Source organism: Nocardia sp. NPDC058497, assembly GCF_042720195.1.
Classification (GTDB): Bacteria; Actinomycetota; Actinomycetes; order Mycobacteriales; family Mycobacteriaceae; genus Nocardia.
In genome coordinates this window covers 1-2,231 of the sequence record NZ_JBHXMY010000784.1, presented here as the reverse complement: position 1 = coordinate 2,231, position 2,231 = coordinate 1, and the positions used below count along the sequence as shown (strand labels likewise).

Sequence of the window (2,231 nt, the reverse complement as noted above, 5' to 3'; positions counted from 1 at the left end):
GCTCGGGGTTCGTGACATGGACAGCCGTTCCCAAGACCGTGTTCAGACGGCGCAGTTCGTAGCTGCCCCGCTCGAGGACCAAGGCCTGCCGACGATCCCGGGTCTGACCACTGACGATCCCAGGTTGTCGGATAGGCCAGTGGTGCCGACGGACTTGCCGCCGGCTCAGCCCTCCTCGCAACCGACCGCTCCAGCCCCCGTTCCCTCTGCGCCCGCGTCGGTGCCGACACCGTCTGTGCCCCAACCTCAGACCGCACCGACCGGACCAGCATCGACCCCTGCGACTACCAGTCCGCAGCCGGCACCGACAACCGCACCGGATGTGACGCCGGCACCTACTGTCGCAACACCGGTCAGTCAGCCCTCATCGTTGACCAGCTTGATGCTGGGTGTGCAACAGCCAGTCGTCGGTCAAACCCTGAACTCTGGCCTGCCCGATGTTGTGGACTTCACCCAGCACGCACCGGTGAACCCGGGTGATTCCACCAGCTTCGCGGGAGTCGCGACCGTCACCATCGGTAACGACCACACGGCCATCACCAGCACCCACAACCCGGCTACCGGTGAGATCGATACAAAGGTCCGAGATAAGTTCGGCACGCTGGCATCTGAGAGCCACTCCGAAATCGTGCCAGGCACCGGTGGTTTGACTCGCGATACCACGATTATCGACAAGTCCGGAATTTCCGAGACACGAACTGTTGACGACGGACAGGGAAATCTCATTACCTGGACGGCGAATCCCGATGGTTCGCATTCGGTGCACTACCACAAGTCGAACATTATCGTAGTCGAACCTGCGCCGGGATCGTCTACACCTACTCAGGTTATTCAGTTGAGCCCGGATGGGACCAGCGGCCACGTCACGATGTGGCATAGCGACGGTAGGACCAGCAGCGCCGATTTCGGGCCGAGCCTGTTTGGAACACCGGTCACTGAGTACACCAGCAGCGACGGTTCTTCGCTCGAAGTCCTGACAGTTCCCGCAACCAATGGCCAGCCGATCAGCATCGTAACCGATGCGATGGGCAACAGGGCGGTGGTGCAGCCCGACGGTACGACAACAGCGGTTGACAAATACAACAAGGCTCTCGGCGGACCCTGGTATGGCAACAAATTCGACCCATCGAGTGCTACCTGGGTTACGGATCCGATCACCAGTCGTGGGCCCATTGTCCGAGTTCCCGATGGGACCTCGATCCAGAAATGGTACGGACGAAAGCCCGATGGCTCCAAATATGAACTTGAAGCCTATTTCGACGAACAGGGCAACCTCAGAGGTATCGGAAACGCCGATTCCAAAGGCATCAAGTACACAGCCTATAGTTCCATCGACGGAATATTCGTGCCGACCGACACGATCGACCTCGACGCCGGAAGCGCGATAGATAACCGCCAGCTTGTTTACGACGCGGTCATGGTCGTATTCGGTATCCCTGAATTGGCGATACTCGGCACACGGCTCGGTGTCGGCATTGGTGGCCGGTACTTCGGGAGCCAACTCGCCGGCCGGAGCGCTTCTCTGACCGGCCGTGAACTCGCGATAGCCGGGCTGGGCGCGGGCGATGCCCTCACGGGTCTTGCGGGCGGAGCGAGAGCAGCCAAGAATCCCGCCCTTCCATCCTCAACACCCCAAGTTCAGGCATTACGGCCACCCCCAACACCGACCCGGCCTCAGTTGGCACAACTGTCTTCGACCGCACCGAAGCTACGACCGAACAGCCCGGCGCAATCCTCAATATCTGTCGCGGTGAGTGTGCCGCGCGACGTCTACTTGCGCCCCGGTATGGGCGTTCCGCTGTCACAAGCATTGAAATCCGAGGCTCAGATCGGGCAGGCAGTGCGAGATCTCTATATGCAGGTTGAGCAGCTGCTAATGCTCGAGACGCGAGCGAAGACGATGGTGTCCTCGGGAGCGCGCAACGCATCTGCCGAGCAACACATAGATAGTGCGTTGAACGTCGGCGGTCGGAGCGGCACTCCAGCAGTCCAAACTACGCAATCAACAACGCGCAACATTCGAACGACAGGTGTCAATTCGAATCCCGGAACTCCACGAAATGGTGGATACCGGCCGCGGAATCGTGGAGCTGGAAGCGGGACAGGAGGTGCGACGCCCGGTGTCCCGCACGGTGGAAGCTCGTCGACATCACAGAATCCTATTCAGAACGCGCTGAAAACAAAAAGACTCAACAGAAAGGCGAATGTCGCACCCCGTGGAGGATTGACGC

At 60.1% G+C, this 2,231-nt stretch carries 1 protein-coding gene; it reads left to right on the top strand.

The genetic code is table 11. The features are described from left to right. Positions 1-370 precede the first annotated feature (370 nt). Positions 371-2,231 (top strand): hypothetical protein (locus tag ACFWPJ_RS30905; protein ID WP_378856763.1); only part of this gene is annotated, 1,861 nt, incomplete at its 3' end.